Source organism: Nonomuraea sp. NPDC001684 (assembly GCF_053596515.1).
Genome location: NZ_JBSFGJ010000240.1, coordinates 1 through 14,736, shown reverse-complemented (window position 1 = coordinate 14,736; position 14,736 = coordinate 1). Strand labels below are relative to the sequence as shown.

The following is a 14,736-nucleotide window of genomic DNA, read 5'->3' as shown; positions in this document are numbered from 1 at the left end:
GCGGCGCCATGGCGCCGCCAGGCGCCAGTGCTCTGACCGGATACGTTCGCCGGATCGGTGGTCGCTTCGTTGGCCCTAGGAGCGGCCCGTGTTTCTGGGAGGCGGTGTCACGCAAGAAAATTGATTGCCTGGGGGCCAAGGCTCATGTTGGCTGGTCAGCATGGCTGAACTGCGTACCGAGCGCCTCATCCTGCGCCGATGGCGTGACTCCGACCTTGAACCGTGGGCGGCCATGAACGCCGATCCCGAGGTCCGGGAGCACTTGGGCGACCTGCTTACCCGCGAACAGAGCGACGCCTCCGTGTCGCTCTTTCAGGCCGAGTTCGACCAGCGAGGCTACGGGTGGTGGGCGGTTGAGGTGGAGGCCACGGGCCAGTTCATCGGCTTCGCAGGCTTGGACGAAGTGGACGACCACATGCCGTTCACAGGAGTGGAGATCGGCTGGCGGCTCGCCCGCTCGGCCTGGGGCCAGGGCTACGCCACCGAGGCTGCGCTGACAATCCTGGCCCACGGCTTCGACGCTCTTGAGCTTCCTGAGATCCTCGCTGTCACAACGGCCACCAACCTTCGTTCCCAGGCGGTGATGCGCCGGATCGGCATGACCCGGGACCCGGCCGACGACTTCGACGACCCCACCGAGCCCGAAGGGCCACTGCGTCCGAACGTGCTGTACCGCATCGCCCGTAGTGCGAGCATCTGACGTTCTCCACCAGGGTCGTTTGATCAGGCTGCGGCGGAGACGGGGCGTCCGCCCCATCGGATGCCCTTCTCGCTGCGGATGCGGATGCGTTCCTTGCGTTGGGCGGTGAGTACGTCGGGGTGACGGGTGTCGGCGCTGCGCCGGCGCATGTTGTACGCCCGCCATCCGGCCGTCGAGCCATCACTGGCCGCGCGCCGGATTGCCTCCCGCTACGCCGACCTCCGGCGCCTGCACCACCCGTCAGGAATGATCCACTAGACGCTGCCGCCGTAACCCGCCGACCTCAATCGACGTGCGGATGCCTCTGCCCCAGATAGTCGTTGAGCTGTCGCCACTGGGTCGGATGGATGTCGAGCGTGTGCAGTTCGCCCGGCTCAACCCAACGCACGTCGCTCGCCTCGTCGTTGGCTTCCGGACGGCCGCCGACCGGGCGGGCGATCAACATCACCTCGTACTCCTGGCGGACCTCGCCGTCGGTGTAGGCGACGATGTGGCTCGGGTCGGAGTAGACGCCGAGGAGGCCGGTGGGCTCGACGCGGACGCCGGTCTCCTCCTCCGTCTCCCGTACGGCGCACTGTGAGGGGGTCTCGCCGATCTCCATCTTGCCCATCGGCAACGCCCACTGGCCGGTGTCGCGCCGGCGCTGCATGAGGATGCGGCCGGCGTCGTCCACGGTCACCGTGCCGCAGGCCGGCACCAGGGTGTTCGCCTTCGGGGCGTCCGGGTCGTTCCAGTACTCGACTCGTCCCATGAGCAATGCCTCCTCAGACTTCCGCGCCGGACCACGGAACGGCTTCGGCCCAGACGCGCTCGAACGATGACATGTAGTGCTCGGCCATGGTCCCTCCGTCGAGGCGATGGAAGTGGAAGGTCGGGTTGGCGGAGGCTGGTTCTCCGTACGCGTGCGGGTTGACCAAGATGTCGTCGTCGTAAACGGAACAGCGACGCGTGCGTCTGGGCGTAGAACGTCCCTGAGAAGACGAGGACGTCCACCCGCTCCTGAACATCGGTGAGAAGCCGTAGCCAGAGCTCACGAGGCACGCTGGCACGGTCGGGAAAGACCTCCACGAGCTCCGACCGGTTCGCCCTGCCCCGGCGAGCCCCGCTGCTTTCCAGCACGTCGGGCCACAGGTAGGTCTCGTCAGCTGTCCTTAGATTCAAACGATCAACGCAACACTGCATGTGGATGGGTGGATCGTGGCTCGGATGGGTCGGCCGGGAATGACAGACGCGATGAAAGAAGACTTGTGGCGGCGGTGGCGCGCCGGTGAGTCAATCAGCGTGATCTCCCGGGCACTGGGCAAGCCCCCGGGGTCGGTTTTCACGGTGCTGAAGCACCACGGCGGCATCGCGCCGGTCGAGCGGGTGCGCCGAGCCGACCGTTTGAGCGCCGAGGAGCGGGAATCGATCTCTCGCGGTCTGGAGGCTGGAGCCTCACTACGGTCGATCGCCGTGTCGATCGGACGCTCGGCGTCCACGGTGAGCCGGGAGGTCGCCCGCAACGGTGGCCGCGCGAAGTACCGTGCGGTCGCCGCCGACCAACGCGCTCAAGAGCAGGCACGTCGCCCAAAGCCCTCCGCCCTGCAGGACAACCCGGTGCTGCGCCGGCTGGTGATCGAACTACTCGACAACGAGTGGTCGCCGGAGCAGATCGTGGGGCATCTGCGGCTAATGCACGCCGGCAACCCGCTGATGCGGATCAGCCACGAGAGCATCTACCGTGCGATCTACACGACCCGGTGGAAACTGATCCCGCGCGAGCTGTGCACCAAACTGCGCACGCGCCGTCCCATCCGCAAGAACAAGAAGAACACGGTCAAGGGCCAATGGCGTTCGCAGATCACCGGGGCACGGCCGATCGAGGAACGGCCTGACGCCGCCAACTCCCGAACCGAGCTCGGCCACCTCGAGGGCGATCTCATCATCGGAGCCAAAAACAGCCAGATCGCGACACTGGTCGACCGCAAGTCCCGCTACCTGACCATGGTCGCGCTACCCAGCCGCCACACCACGACGGTCATCCCCGCCCTGCAGCAGGCGTTCACACGGATGGATGCACGCTTACTCAGCACTCTGACCTGGGACCGCGGCATGGAACTCGCCGGCCACCAGTTGCTGACGGAAGCGACCGGCATCGACGTCTTTTTCGCGGCGCCACGCAGCCCATGGCAGCGGGGCACGAACGAGAACACGAACAAACTGATCCGGCAGTACTTGCCGAAGGGCACCGATCTGAGCTTGTACAGCCAAGCCGACCTTGACGCCCTGGCCGCCCGGCTGAACAACCGCCCACGCAAGTGCCTCGGCTACCGAACCCCGGCCCAATGTGTTGCCTTGACTCTTTGAATCTAAGGTCAGCAGTCTCGCCGCCGCCCACCTGTGCCGACGGTGCGGAACACGGCCGGTGTTGATCCAGCGTTCGACTGTCTTGGGTTCGACGCCGCAGGTCTCGGCCAGGTCCTCCAGGGCCACACCATGACGGAGCATCGCTGTGCGTAGGCGCTCGTTCACGCATCCAGTGGACGCGAACGTCCGGGACGTTTCAAGGCCGTCCCGGGACGTTTCCGTTGCCGTGACACGTCCCGGCAACGGGCTGCGGCGAGGTTGGAAGGTCCGCTGCATCTGGCTTCACTTGGCGTACCGGGACCGGCATCACTGGAGGCAGGTGGATGAACCCACAGCAGGAGTCGAGGCACCCACTTCCGGGGTCGGGAAGAGCGGCACGGCGAGTCGCTCTCCGCTGCGCGGAACCGTGCAGGTCGCATCAGAGCGGCGCGCTCGCCGTGGGAGCACGGGCATGAGCCTGACAGTCCAGGAAGTTCTCGGCAGGTTTCCCGGGTGGCGGATCATCGACGTGACCGGCGGCTGGGTCGCGTTCCGCGTCCCCCTCGTGTCCAGGGACAGCGGGCTCTCCAACGTCCGCTGCGGGGCGACCCTGGCGGAACTGGTCGGGAACCTCCAGGCCGAGAGCAGCCTCCACGAGTCGCGCTCACCCACGACGAGCAACTGATCAGACGGAGGCCGACTGGGCACGCCATGCCTGTCCCGCCGCCCCCGAAGCAGTCGTTCTCAGAGTCTTTCTGGCAGGAGGAGCAGTGAATGGGTGTGGTGCGGGCGCACCACCGTGAAGTGCCGGCGATCGAGCGTGGCCACCTCTGGAGTGTTGAGCCGTTCGGCGATCGCTATGACGGAGGCGTCGACCGCGCCCAGAGGCAGGCTCGCATAGGCGGCGACCAACCTGCTCATACGCCGAAGGTCCTGCTCAGTGAGATCGACCAGGTTCAGACCTGCCCGAAGGTTCGCAAGAACGAAGCCTCCGCTGCACTGCCCTGCCGCCTCTCCACCAGCTGACACACCTCGGTGACCACCGTGGACGGGACGAGCAACGGACCCGGATGCGTACGCAGAAGGCGTGCACACACCTCATGGTGCCTGTCTTTGCTGTTGAGCGCCGCGACCAACGGGCCTGTGTCAAGGACGATCACAAAGGGTGATTGTCCTCCGCCCGCAGGATCTCCTCGGCGCGTTCCGCGAAATCCGGCTCCGCATCGAGCATTCCGATGAACGGCAAGTCCCTTACCGCCTGCTGCTCGTCGAGCTGATCCCGGACCAGACGGAGCAGAGGCGCGACCTTCTCTTCGGGCAGCCGGTCCACCAGGTGATGAAGTTCATCGCGCATCACGCTCATGCCATCCAGTCTACGAGACATGAGCGTCCTGAGCCTGGGACACCCTTGTCCTGGCGGGGGAAGGTCGTCCCGTCGAGCTCGGGCTCGCTGGAGGTGAGGCCGACCGGGCAGGCGGCAACAGCGAGACTCGCCTGCGCCGCCGGCCTAACCCCGGGTGACGGCCTTGTGGACGTCGCTGAGGAAGCGTTCGATGGTGGCCTGTTCCGTGGTGTCGTACCGGCCCATGAGGGTGACGATCTCCTGGATGAGCGGGCCGAAGAAGCTCCAGCCGAGCGTGACGGCGCTCTCGTCGACCTTCAGCAGCACCCGCCGCCGGTCCCGGGTGTCGCGTTCCCGGCGGACGTGACCGAGCCGTTCCAGACGGTCCACCACCGCCGTGGTGCCCGCGGAGTTGAGGCCGAGGTGTGTGCCCAGCGTTCCGGGGGTGGCGGGGGTGCCGGTGCGGGCGGCGTCGAGGAGGCAGATGAGGGCGCGTACGTCGGTCGGGTGCAGGGCGTGCGCGGCGGCGAACCGCTCGCCCATGCGGTCGAGTTCCACGGTGACGGCGCGCAGCAGATGGACCAGCCGCATCCCGGCGTCCTGATCGTGCGCGTTCCCGGCATGCTCCGGCGGCGTCGTCATGCCACCAGTATGGCATTATCTCGCTCGGCGAGATTATTGCTCAGCAAGCTATTCAGTGAGGTGCGGCATGTCGGACTTCCTCTCCGCCTACGACGCGGTCCTCGAACGCTGGCCGGTTCCGGTCGAGCCCATCGACCTGGTCTCGGCGTACGGCACGACCCGGGTGAACGCGTGCGGCCCCGCCGACGGCCCGCCGCTGGTCCTGCTGCACGGCGGCGGCACCACGGCGGCGATGTGGTACGCCAACGTCGCCGCGTTCGCCCGCCGTCATCGCGTGTACGCCGTCGACCGCATCGGCGAGCCGGGACGGAGCGTCCGCGGCGAACGCCCCCCGCGCAGCGCTCGCGACCTGCTCGGCTGGCTGGACGGCGTGCTAGACGGCCTCGGCATCGACGGCGCCGCGGTGTGCGGACACTCCTACGGCGGGTGGATCGCCCTGACGTACGCACTCCACGCACCCCGGCGGGTCGAGCGGCTCGTCCTGCTCGACCCGACGCAGTGCTTCGGCGGGTTCCGGGCCGGATACCTGGCCCGCGCGCTGCCCACCCTGCTGCGGCCGACGGCCTCGCGCGCGCGGGCCTTCCTGGAGTGGGAGACCGGCGGCGCGCCCGCCGACCCCGCCTGGCTGCGGCTCTACGGCCTGGCCGCGGAGTTCCCGGACACGAAGGTCGTCACCGGGAAACGGCCCGAGCCCGGATCGCTGCGCGCGCTCACCACGCCCGCTCTCGTGCTCGTCGCCGGGCGCGGCAAGGCGCACTCCCCGCACCGCGTCGCGTCGGCCGCCGCCCGCCTGCTGCCGGGCGCGCGGACCGCGGTGCTGCCGCGCCTGTCCCATCACGCGATGCCGTGGCACGAGCCCGCCGACCTCAACGCCCGCGTCGTCGACTTCCTCGACGGACGAGCCACCTGACCCGACGCCCCTCGAAGGCGCGCCAGGACGCCCGTCTCGCCGCCCGGGAACCTAGACTCCTGGGCATTCCGCGACGCAGCAGGCCGTGAGGAGACTCCCATGCCATCCGCGCCCGAACAGGAATCACTCGCCGCCCTCGCGACCCGGAACGGGTTGCGGCGATCCATGGCCCGCCCGGACATGCACGTCTACCTGCGCCGATTATGGGAACGCCGGCACTTCATCCTGGTGTACGCGACCTCGCGCACCGCCTCGAAGTACTCCGCCTCCGCGCTCGGTCAACTGTGGCAAGTGGTGACGCCGCTGCTGAACGCCGGCATCTACTGGGTCATGTTCGGCCTCGTCCTGGGCGGACACGAGCACATCGAGAACTATGCGGCCTTCCTCGTCACGGGGATGTTCGTCTTCACCTACAGCCAGCGGTCGGCCTCGGCGGGGGCCAAGTCCGTCTCGGGGAACCTCTCGCTCATCCGCGCCCTGCACTTCCCCCGCGCCGCGCTGCCCCTGGCCTACACCCTTCAGGAACTGCGGCAGGCGGCCGTCTCCATGGGCGTGCTGCTCCTCCTCGTGGTCGTCATGGGGGAGTTCCCCACCTGGTTCTGGCTGCTGGTCCCGGTCGCCCTGCTCCTGCAGACGATGTTCAACATCGGGCTGAGCCTGGTCCTGGCGCGGCTGGGGGCCTCGCTGCGCGACGTGAACCAGCTCCTGCCGTTCGTCCTGCGGACCTGGCTGTACGCCTCCGGGGTCTTCTTCTCGATCCAGTACAAGATCGTGGGATATCCGGACCCGGTCACCGGCGAGCCGGTCGGCGGGGTCGGGCTGCCGCAGTGGGTGGCCGACGTCATGTATCTCAACCCCGCCGCCTCCACCATCGAGTTCATGCGCGACATCCTGATCCACGCCGCCAGCCCTCGCCCGCTCGTCTGGCTGAGCTGCGGGTTCTGGGCGGTCGCCGGACTGGCCCTCGGGCTCTGGTACTTCTGGCGGGCCGAGGACGCGTACGGGCGCGGGTGAGGGCCGGAAAAGGGTTCGCGCGCGGGGGGCGTGCTCTGGTTTGCTCCACGTCATGACGTCTGCGTGGGTCGGCGAGCGCGTGCGCCTGAGGGCCATCGAACCGGAGGACTGGGCGGCGCTCTTCGCCTTCGAGGAGGACACCGACGCGGCCAGGAACGGCTGGCGGCTGCCTCCGCCCCGCTCGGCCGCCCAGGCCCAGAAGTGGGCCAGGGAGCTGGCCGAGCAGGAGCCCGACATGGACGAGCTCCGCCTGGTGATCGCCGACGCGGCCGACGGCCGCCCGGTCGGCATGCTCAACACGCACGAGGTCGAGCGCGTGCACGGCACGTTCTGCTACGGCATCTCCATCGGCACCCCCCACCATCGCAAGGGCTACGCCAGCGAGGCGATCGTCCTGCTGCTGCGCTACATGTTCGCCGAGCGCCGCTTCCAGAAGGCCGAGGCGTGGGTCTACAGCTCCAACGAACCGTCGCAGGCCCTGCACCGGCGGCTCGGCTTCGTCGAGGAGGGCCGCCGGCGCAGGAGCCGCTTCGCCGCCGGGCGTTACGACGACGGGATCCTGTTCGGGATGACGGTCGAAGAGTTCACCGAGCGCTACGGCTGAAGCTCGGCCCGCAGCCGCCCGGTGGCCTCGACGACGTGCGCCAGCGCGGCTTCCACCTGCTCGTACGTGCGCGTCTTCAGCCCGCAGTCGGGGTTGACCCAGACCCGCTCGGCCGGCAGCGCCGCCAGCGTCCTGCGCAGCAGGTCCTCGACCTCGTCCGCGCCGGGCACGCGCGGGGAGTGGATGTCGTACACGCCGGGGCCGAGGCCGCGGCCGAACGCGCGCACCGCGCCCAGGATGCGCGCCCCCGAACGGGCCGACTCGATCGTGGTGACGTCGGCGTCCAGGCCGTCGATGGCGGCCAGGATCTGGTCGGCGTCCGAATAGCACAGGTGGGTGTGGATCTGGGTGCGGTCGGCCGCGCCCGAGGTGGCCCGCCGGTACGCCGCCACCGCCCACTCCAGGTAGTCGGCCTGCGCGGCCCGCCGCAGCGGCAGCAGCTCGCGCAGGGCGGGCTCGTCCACCTGGATGATCGACACCCCGGCCGCCTCCAGGTCGCGCACCTCCTCGCGCACCGCGTCGGCCACCTGGAACACCACGTCCCGCAGCGGCAGGTCGTCGCGGACGAACGACCAGGCCACGATCGTCACCGGCCCGGTGAGCATGCCCTTGACCGGCTTGGCGGTGAGCGACTGCGCGTAGGAGGCCCAGCGCACGGTGACGGGCCCGGGACGGCCGACGTCGCCGTGCAGGATCGGCGGCCGGGTGCAGCGCGACCCGTACGACTGGACCCAGCCGTTCCTGGTGACCGCGAACCCGTCCAGGTGCTCGGCGAAGTACTGCACCATGTCGTTGCGCTCGGGCTCGCCGTGCACGAGCACGTCCAGGCCGAGGCGTTCCTGCAGCCTGACGACGTGCTCGATCTCGGCCTCGACGCGCCGCTCGTAGTCCTCCTCCGGCAGCGTCCCGGCCGCCACGGCCGCCCGCGCCGCGCGCAGCTCGCCGGTCTGCGGGAACGAGCCGATGGTGGTGATCGGCAGCACGGGCAGGCCCAGGTGGGCGGCCTGGGCGGCGGCCCGCACCGGGTACGGCGCCCGCTCCTGCGGCGCGGCCGGCGCGGTCAGCGGCACCGAGGGCGCGGCCGGGACCGGCCCCCGGAAGTCCGGCCCCTCGGCGAGGGTGAGGGCCAGTGCCACCACCTCGGCCACCTTCTGCTCGGCGAACGCCAGCCGTTCCCGCAGCGCCGGATCGAGGTCGGGCTCGGCGTCCACGTCGTAGGGCACGTGCAGCAGCGAGCAGGACGTGCTCACCGTCACCCGGTCCGCGCGCACGCCGCCGAGGGCGGCCAGGGCGCGTTCCGGCGAGGTGCGCCACACGTCGCGGCCCGACACCACGCCCGCGACCACGGTCTTGCCCGGCAGGTCGGGCACGGCGCCGCCGCGCACCAGGTCCACGCCGACCGCCTCGACGGGCGTGCCGGCCAGCACCGGCAGCGCGGGCCCGAGGTCGCCGAAGTAGGAGGCCACGAACAGCCCCGGGCGGACGGCCGCCGACCCCAGCCGGTCGTAGGCGAGCCGCACGGCCGTCAGCTCCTCGGGCGTGCGGTCGCCGACCAGCGCCGGCTCGTCGAGCTGCACCCACTCGACGCCCTCGGCGGCCAGCGCCGCGAGCAGCTCCTCGTAGCAGCCGAGCACGTCCTCCAGCCGCTCGGGCGCCCCGGCCAGCAGCAGGAAGGTCACCGGCCCGACCACGACGGGCCGCGTCTCGTAGCCGAGCGCGCGGGCCTCGCGCACCTCGGCGAGCGGCTTGGCGGCGTCCAGCTTGAAGACGGTCTCCGGGCCGATCTCCGGCACGATGTAGTGGTAGTTGGTGTCGAACCACTTCGTCATCCGCAGCGGCGCCAGCCCCTCGGTGCCCCTGGCCATCGCGAAGTAGGGGTCCTCGGCCGCGCGGTAACGCTCGGGCACCGCGCCCAGCAGCACCGCCGTGTCCAGCACGTGGTCGTACAGGGAGAAGGTGTTGGACGGCAGCCCGTCCAGGCCCAGCTCGGCCAGCCGCCGCCAGGTCCGCTCCCTGATCTCCGCGCCCGTCCGCTCCAGCTCCGCGCGGCCGGACCGCCCGTCCCAGTACGACTCCAGGGCCCGCTTCAGCTCCCGTCGCGGCCCGATCCTCGGGTACCCGAGCACCGTGGACGTGGGGAATGGCGACATCTCAGCTCCTCGATCACGTCGGTCAGATGCGGGAATCGTGTCCGGCGGGGCCTAGGTGGTGCATCATCGATAAGTGCTGCTTATGCTCAAGGAGATCCACTGCTTCCTCCTGGTCGCCGAGCGGCTCGGCTTCTCGGCCGCCGCCGCCGACCTGGGCATGTCGCAGCCCGCCGTGAGCCAGGCCATCACCCGGCTCGAACGCGCCGCCGGGGTCAGGCTCTTCGAGCGCAACGCCCGCGAGGTGCGGTTGACCGCCGAAGGGAAGGGGCTGCTGCCGTACGCCCGGCAGGTGCTCGAATCGGCCCAGGCGTTCACCGCGGAAGCCGCCAGACTGGCCCGGCCGACCATTCACCTGGCTTATCCACCGCTGGTGGGCGCGCTCGCCGCGCGCATCGCCAGACGGCTGGCCGGGCGCGCCCCGGCGATCGGCGTGGAACTCGTCGTGGCCGGACGGGGCGTCGCGGCCCAGGCCCTGGGCAGCGGGGAGGTCTCGGCCGCGATCCTGGCCACGCCGGCGCCCGCGCAGTTCGTCACGGCGGCCCGCTTCCACGTGTCCGTGGACCATCTGGCCGTCCCGCTCGGGCACCGGCTGGCCGGGCACGGCAGGGTCACGCCGGACGACCTGGGCGGCCAGGTGCTGCTGACGCCGGGGAACCGGCCGTGGGCGGGGCTGCCGGGGCGTGCGCGGATGGTGGCCGACGACGACTTCGCCGCCGCGCTCGATCTCGTGGCCGCCGGGGCGGGGGTGCTGCCGATCCCGCAGCTCCTGGTCAGGTCCGTCAGACGGGACGACGTGCGGTTCGTGCCGCTGGAGGCGGGGGAGCTGCGCATCACCTACGCGCTGGCCTGGGCGCGGGAGCGGGTGACGCCGGAGCTGATGGCGCTGGTGCAGGCGGTGCAGGACGCGCTCTGGACCAGATGAGGACGGCTAACTCACAGGCAGGTTCTTCAGGGCCTCGCGGCGGCTCAGGCCGGAGATGCCCTTGGCGCGGACGTACCGGATGACCTCGTCGGGGTTGGTCTTGGCGTACTCGCGTAAGGACCAGCCGATGGCCTTGCGGGCGAAGAAGTCGGTGTCGGACAGGCTGGGCTCGATGCAGGCGTACAACAGGGCCGTGTCGGTACGGGACTTGAAGCGGTTCTGGCACAGGATCGCCGTGCGGCGCTTCCACAGGTCGGCGTCGGCCGCCCACTCCAGCATGAGCGGGCGCATGGTGTCGGGGAAGGCCGCCAGCAGGTCGCCGACGCGATGGGTGGCCAGCTCGTCGACCAGGTCCCACCAGGCGCCGGTGACGATCATCTCCTCGTACATCGGCACGGTGTAGAGGGTCTGGAAGTCGCGGTAGTAGTGGTGGCCGGTCAGCTCGACGGCGGCGTAACGCTCCTCGCGGTATTCGGCCTCCCGCCACAGCGAGAGCACCGCGCGCCGCCACTCGGGCGCGGAGTCGATGCGGTGGCGGGCGAACACCCGCCGCAGCGCCGCCCGCCTCGGCGTGGCCTGCACGCCGAGGAAGGGCATCTCCGACTTCATGTACGCGCGCATCGGCTCGGCCTTGTCCGGCTCGGCGACCTCCTCAAGGGCCAGCCGCACCGCCTTGCCCAGGCTCATCCCTGACGCTGGGTCGTGCGCTCGCCGGTGGCGAGCCCGTCGAACAGCACCGTGATGTAGTGCTCGGCCAGCGCGGTGGTGTTGAGCCTGCCGCCGGGACGGAACCAGCGCACGGCCACCCAGATGGTGTCGCGGATCATCCGGTAGGTCAGCTTGGGATCGACGTCGGCCCTGAACAGCCCGGCCGCCTGACCGGCCTTGATCTGGGTCACCCAGATCTGCTCGACCTCGTCCTCGGCCTTGACCAGGTAGTTGAAGCGCTCGAACTGGCGCAGGTAGTTCCAGTCGTTCTGCATGACGGTGATCGCGGCGCGGTGGGGCTCCAGCGTGCCGAAGCCGATGCGGACCATCTCCGACAGGACCGTGCGGGCGTCGGAGCTGGTGTCGACGGCGGCGCGGTAGCGGGCGATGAGGTCGTCGAGGAAGGTGGACAGCACCTCGTCGACGATCGTCTCCTTGGAGTCGAAGTGGTGGTAGAGGCTGCCGGACAGGATGCCCGCCTCGTCGGCGATCTCGCGTACGGTCGTGGCCTGGAAGCCCTTGCGCGCGAAGAGCTCCGCGGCGAGTTTGACGAGGTGGTCGCGCCGCTCTGAGGCCGCCCCAGTGGAGGAGGCGCGCTGGCGCTTCGCCGGTGACGTGGTGGTGCCGGAGTTCTTTCGCGTGGTCACGTTTCCCATTATGAGCCCTCAGACAATCGCTTGTTCACACGTCAGGCCCAGCTCGTGGGGCATTATCTTGCTTACCAAGCGCTTGTTAGGATGCGGGGATGAACGAGGCTTACATCGTCGCCGCCGTCCGTACCCCCGTCGGGCGCAGGAACGGCGGGCTGGCCGCGGCCCACCCCGCCGACCTCGGCGCGCACGTGCTCCGCGAGCTGATGGACCGCGCGGACGCCGATCCCGCCGCCGTCGAGGACGTGATCTTCGGCTGCGTGGACACGATCGGGCCGCAGGCCGGGGACGTCGCGCGTACCTGCTGGCTGGCCGCCGGGCTGCCCGAGGAGGTGCCGGGCGTCACCGTCGACCGCCAGTGCGGCTCCTCGCAGCAGGCACTGCACTTCGCCGCCCAGGCCGTGCTGTCGGGCACCAGCGACCTGGTGGTGGCGGGCGGCGTGCAGAACATGAGCATGATCCCGATCTCCTCGGCCATGCTGGCGGGCCGGCCGCTCGGGCACGAGACCCCGTACGCCGGGTCCAAGGGCTGGTCCGCCCGCTACGGGACGGCGGAGGTCTCCCAGTTCGCCGGTGCCGAGCAGATGGCGGTGGCCTGGGACCTGTCGCGCGAGGACATGGAGCGTTATGCCTACGAGTCCCACCGCCGCGCGCTGCGGGCCGTGGACGAGGGGCGCTTCCGGCGCGAGATCGTCCCCTATGAGGACGTCGCCGACGACGAGGCGCCCCGCCGGGACACCACGCCGGAGAAGATGGCCGCGCTCCGGCCGCTGACCGAAGGGGGGCGGCTCACGGCGGCGCTGGCGTCCCAGATCTCCGACGGCGCGGCGGCGCTGCTGGTCGCCTCGCCCCGGGCCGTACGCGACCACGGGCTGACCCCGCGCGCCCGCGTGCACCACCTCTCGGCGCGCGGCGCGGACCCGATCATGATGCTCTCCGCGCCCATCCCCGCCACGGCCCACGCCCTGTCCCGGACCGGTCTGGCCATCGACGACTTCGACGCGATCGAGATCAACGAGGCGTTCGCCTCCGTCGTGCTGGCCTGGACCAAGGAGACCGGCGCCGACCCGGCCCGGGTGAACCCCAACGGGGGCGCCATCGCGCTCGGCCATCCGCTCGGCGCGACCGGCGCGGTCCTGACCGTGAAGCTGCTGCACGAACTCGAACGCACCGGCGGCCGGTACGGCCTGCAGACGATGTGCGAAGGCGGGGGACAGGCGAACGTCACCGTCATCGAACGCCTCGGCTGAAAGGCCGCGCCGCGCAACTGAAGTGAGCATTTGCAGCAATGGTTGAATAAGACACGGAAGGAACCGGGCTGACATCAGAAAATGCCTCTAGCAAATAGGAAACTTTCCTATTAGATTTCGGGTCATGCCCCTCAGCGGTGACCTTCTTCGCCTCGCCGACGCCGTCCTCCTCCCTGGTTTCGCGGGACAGATGCCTCCGGACTGGATCCGCCGCCGACTCGGCGAGGGACTGGCCGGCGTGGTGCTGTTCTCCCGCAACATCGCCGACCCCGCGCAGGTCGCCCGGCTCACCGCCGCGCTGCGCGCGGAGAACCCCGCGGTGCTCGTCGGCACCGACGAGGAGTCCGGCGAGGTCACCCGGCTGGAGGTGAGCACCGGCAGCAGCCGTCCCGGCGGGTACGCGCTCGGCGTCGTGGACGACGTCGGCCTCACCGAGGCGCTGGCCAGGGACATGGGCGGCGAACTGGCGGCCGCGGGCATCACGATCGACTTCGCCCCGTCCGCCGACGTCAACTCCAACCCCGACAACCCGGTCATCGGCCTGCGCTCCTTCGGAGCCGACCCCGCGCTCGTCGCCCGGCACACCAGGGCGTTCGTCCGCGGCATGCAGTCGGCCGGGGTGGCCGCCTGCGCCAAGCACTTCCCCGGCCACGGGGACACCACCGTCGACTCCCACCACGGCGTGCCCGTGGTGGCCGACGCCGGCATCGAGGAGGCGCTCTTCCCGTTCCGGGAGGCGATCAAGGAGGGGGTCAGGTCGATCATGACCGGCCACCTGCTGGTGCCCTCCTACGACGCCGAGCTGCCCGCCACGCTCAGCCCCAAGGTCCTCACGGGCCTGCTGCGCGAGGAGCTGGGCTTCCAGGGAATGATCATCACGGACGGCATAGAAATGGCCGCGGTGTCGGGGGCGTACGGGATCGGGGGCGCCTCCGCCCGCGCCATAGCCGCGGGGGCCGACGCGATCTGCGTGGGCGGCGAGCGGGCCGACGAGGCCACCGCCGTCGAGGTCCGCGACGCCATCGCCGCCGCCGTGACCGAAGGACTGCTGCCCGAGGAGCGACTGGCCGACGCCGCACGCAGGGTCCGCGAGCTGGCCGCCTGGACCACCTCCTCGGGCAGCCCCGTACCGGAGGACGGCTACCTAGGGCTCTCCGCCGCCCGCCGGGCCGTCCGCGTCACCCGTAGGTCCACGGCCCCCGTGCTGCCGCTCACCGGGGCGGCGCACGTGGTCGAGCTGACGCCCGAGATGAACCTGGCCATCGACAAGGGCACCCCGTGGGGCGTCGGCGAGCCGCTCGGACGGCTGCTGCCCGGCACCGCCGTCACCCGGCTGGCGGCCGGGGACACCACCGGGGCCAGGCTGGAGCGGCTGATCGGCGAGGCGGCGCAGCGCCCGCTGGTGATCGTGGTCCGCGACGCCCACCGCTACGCCTGGCAGGGCGAGGCGCTGCGGCACCTGCTCAGCGCCCGGCCGGACGCCGTCGTCGTGGAGATGGGCCTGCCCGCCCGCTCCGAC

The 14,736-nt window shown here is 70.5% G+C and carries 17 protein-coding genes and 1 pseudogene; 9 read left to right on the top strand and 9 right to left on the bottom strand.

Annotated features, from left to right (window positions below):
• Positions 1-160 precede the first annotated feature (160 nt).
• On the top strand, positions 161-700 hold the full coding sequence (locus ACWCSD_RS32435) for a GNAT family N-acetyltransferase (protein ID WP_397160962.1): 540 nt from the start codon (positions 161-163) through the stop codon (positions 698-700).
• Positions 701-723: 23 nt separating this feature from the next.
• Here ACWCSD_RS32435 and ACWCSD_RS32430 read toward each other — a convergent pair.
• Together ACWCSD_RS32430 and ACWCSD_RS32425 are read right to left on the bottom strand one after the other, a co-directional pair.
• A pseudogene (locus ACWCSD_RS32430) lies at positions 724-849 on the bottom strand (IS630 family transposase); the annotation flags it as partial.
• 134 nt (positions 850-983) lie between these two features.
• The gene (locus ACWCSD_RS32425) at positions 984-1,451 is read right to left on the bottom strand and encodes an NUDIX domain-containing protein (protein WP_397160960.1); all 468 of its coding nucleotides are present in this window, start codon (positions 1,449-1,451) and stop codon (positions 984-986) included.
• Positions 1,452-1,933: 482 nt separating this feature from the next.
• Here ACWCSD_RS32425 and ACWCSD_RS32420 point away from each other — a divergent pair, with 482 nt between their 5' ends.
• Both ACWCSD_RS32420 and ACWCSD_RS32415 read left to right on the top strand, forming a co-directional pair.
• A complete protein-coding gene (locus ACWCSD_RS32420) occupies positions 1,934-3,046 on the top strand; it encodes an IS30 family transposase (RefSeq protein ID WP_387683455.1) in 1,113 nt (370 codons plus the stop codon).
• Between the two features lie 451 nt (positions 3,047-3,497).
• Positions 3,498-3,710, top strand: a complete 213-nt coding sequence (locus tag ACWCSD_RS32415) for a hypothetical protein (protein ID WP_397160956.1) — start codon at positions 3,498-3,500, stop codon at positions 3,708-3,710.
• A gap of 59 nt (positions 3,711-3,769) precedes the next feature.
• On the opposite strand, the gene ACWCSD_RS32410 is transcribed toward ACWCSD_RS32415, so the two are convergent.
• The 4 genes from ACWCSD_RS32410 to ACWCSD_RS32395 all read right to left on the bottom strand — a co-directional run bounded on the left by ACWCSD_RS32410 (position 3,770) and on the right by ACWCSD_RS32395 (position 5,009).
• Positions 3,770-3,946 (bottom strand): hypothetical protein, encoded by a 177-nt coding sequence (locus ACWCSD_RS32410; protein ID WP_449920542.1) that lies wholly within the window; start codon positions 3,944-3,946, stop codon positions 3,770-3,772.
• 35 nt (positions 3,947-3,981) lie between these two features.
• Positions 3,982-4,122, bottom strand: a complete 141-nt coding sequence (locus ACWCSD_RS32405; RefSeq protein WP_449920548.1) for a hypothetical protein — start codon at positions 4,120-4,122, stop codon at positions 3,982-3,984.
• A 59-nt stretch (positions 4,123-4,181) separates the two neighbouring features.
• A complete protein-coding gene (locus tag ACWCSD_RS32400; RefSeq protein WP_387660029.1) occupies positions 4,182-4,388 on the bottom strand; it encodes a hypothetical protein in 207 nt (68 codons plus the stop codon).
• A gap of 144 nt (positions 4,389-4,532) precedes the next feature.
• Positions 4,533-5,009: a MarR family winged helix-turn-helix transcriptional regulator gene (locus tag ACWCSD_RS32395; protein ID WP_449920539.1), complete on the bottom strand. Its 477-nt coding sequence runs from the start codon at positions 5,007-5,009 to the stop codon at positions 4,533-4,535.
• A 67-nt stretch (positions 5,010-5,076) separates the two neighbouring features.
• Here ACWCSD_RS32395 and ACWCSD_RS32390 point away from each other — a divergent pair, with 67 nt between their 5' ends.
• From ACWCSD_RS32390 to ACWCSD_RS32380, 3 genes are all read left to right on the top strand, one after another.
• A complete protein-coding gene (locus tag ACWCSD_RS32390) occupies positions 5,077-5,919 on the top strand; it encodes an alpha/beta fold hydrolase (RefSeq protein ID WP_449920537.1) in 843 nt (280 codons plus the stop codon).
• 99 nt (positions 5,920-6,018) lie between these two features.
• The gene (locus ACWCSD_RS32385) at positions 6,019-6,933 is read left to right on the top strand and encodes an ABC transporter permease (RefSeq protein ID WP_449920534.1); all 915 of its coding nucleotides are present in this window, start codon (positions 6,019-6,021) and stop codon (positions 6,931-6,933) included.
• A gap of 52 nt (positions 6,934-6,985) precedes the next feature.
• A complete protein-coding gene (locus ACWCSD_RS32380) occupies positions 6,986-7,537 on the top strand; it encodes a GNAT family N-acetyltransferase (protein WP_387681951.1) in 552 nt (183 codons plus the stop codon).
• On the opposite strand, the gene metE is transcribed toward ACWCSD_RS32380, so the two are convergent.
• Positions 7,528-9,687 (bottom strand): 5-methyltetrahydropteroyltriglutamate--homocysteine S-methyltransferase, encoded by a 2,160-nt coding sequence (gene metE, locus ACWCSD_RS32375; protein ID WP_449920531.1) that lies wholly within the window; start codon positions 9,685-9,687, stop codon positions 7,528-7,530. The genes ACWCSD_RS32380 and metE overlap by 10 nt on opposite strands.
• An 82-nt stretch (positions 9,688-9,769) precedes the next feature.
• Between metE and ACWCSD_RS32370 the strand changes: the two genes are divergently transcribed.
• Positions 9,770-10,609, top strand: coding sequence for a LysR family transcriptional regulator (locus tag ACWCSD_RS32370; protein WP_397161082.1), 840 nt, complete (start codon positions 9,770-9,772; stop codon positions 10,607-10,609).
• A 6-nt stretch (positions 10,610-10,615) separates the two neighbouring features.
• Here the strand turns inward: ACWCSD_RS32370 and ACWCSD_RS32365 are convergent, their stop codons facing one another.
• Together ACWCSD_RS32365 and ACWCSD_RS32360 are read right to left on the bottom strand one after the other, a co-directional pair.
• Positions 10,616-11,296 carry a DNA alkylation repair protein gene (locus ACWCSD_RS32365; protein WP_352363103.1) on the bottom strand — a complete coding sequence of 227 codons (681 nt, stop codon included), beginning with the start codon at positions 11,294-11,296 and terminating at the stop codon, positions 10,616-10,618.
• Positions 11,293-11,964: a TetR/AcrR family transcriptional regulator gene (locus ACWCSD_RS32360; protein WP_352363105.1), complete on the bottom strand. Its 672-nt coding sequence runs from the start codon at positions 11,962-11,964 to the stop codon at positions 11,293-11,295. The genes ACWCSD_RS32365 and ACWCSD_RS32360 overlap by 4 nt, the downstream gene beginning before the upstream one ends.
• A 98-nt stretch (positions 11,965-12,062) precedes the next feature.
• On the opposite strand from ACWCSD_RS32360, the gene ACWCSD_RS32355 reads away from it, so the two are divergent.
• Together ACWCSD_RS32355 and ACWCSD_RS32350 are read left to right on the top strand one after the other, a co-directional pair.
• The gene (locus tag ACWCSD_RS32355) at positions 12,063-13,217 is read left to right on the top strand and encodes an acetyl-CoA C-acetyltransferase (RefSeq protein WP_397160941.1); all 1,155 of its coding nucleotides are present in this window, start codon (positions 12,063-12,065) and stop codon (positions 13,215-13,217) included.
• 190 nt (positions 13,218-13,407) lie between these two features.
• Positions 13,408-14,736: glycoside hydrolase family 3 protein (locus ACWCSD_RS32350; protein ID WP_449920527.1), on the top strand; the 1,329-nt coding region annotated here is incomplete at its 3' end.